The organism is Vibrio sp. 378, from assembly GCF_033339435.1.
In genome coordinates this window covers 1-827 of record NZ_JAWOUO010000345.1, presented here as the reverse complement: position 1 = coordinate 827, position 827 = coordinate 1, and the positions used below count along the sequence as shown (strand labels likewise).

Below are 827 nucleotides of genomic sequence, written 5' to 3'. Positions count from 1 at the left end.
AGGTTGGTGAATCGTTGTTAGCGTTGGTGAGAAGTACTCTGCAAGTTCAATGTTGTCGTAACCGATAACAGAAACGTCATCTTTAACCTTGATGCCGTTTCTATTGTCGTAACCGATAACAGAAACGTCATCTGGAACCTTGATGCCGTTTTGTTGCAGACGGCTGATTAAGCCAAGTGCCATTGTGTCGTTAAAACAGAATCCTGCAGTAGGGCGTTTTTCCATCGCGGTGATCTTGTCTGCAACCAGTACCGCAGTATCGCATTCAAAGTTACCTTCAAGAATCCAATCTTCATTGATTGGCAGTTTTGCTTCAGCCATGGCACGACGAAAACCAGCGATACGCTCTTGGCAAGCAAGTTTCTCAAAGTGACCACTAAGGCAGGCGATGTCAGTGTGGCCGTTATCGATAAGATATTTAGTTGCTAGGTAGCCACCTTCTTCAGAGTTATCGATGATCTTGTCCGCACGAGAACTCTCTGGGCCCCAATCCATCACAACTTTCGGGATATCTGAGTGACGATCTAACATCTCTTTTAGTTCTTCGGTTAGATCTGAACACATCACCAAAATGCCATCTACACGTTTCTCAGCAAGCATGCGGATGTAGTCGCGCTGTTTCTCGTAGATGCCGCCAGTATTACACAAGATCAATGTGTAACCTTGACGGTAGCAGTAACTTTCTACACCGTCGATCACTTCAGAGAAGAATAGGTTAGTTGACTGTGTTACCAACATACCAATAGTACGAGTTGAGTTGCATTTTAAACTACGAGCAACTGCGCTTGGTGCGTAGTTAAGCTCATCAACCGCTTTCATTACTTTTT

At 44.5% G+C, this 827-nt stretch carries 1 protein-coding gene; it reads right to left on the bottom strand.

What is annotated here, in order from left to right:
- Nucleotides 1–827: substrate-binding domain-containing protein (locus R7Q48_RS26175; RefSeq protein ID WP_318133104.1), on the bottom strand; the 827-nt coding region annotated here is incomplete at both ends.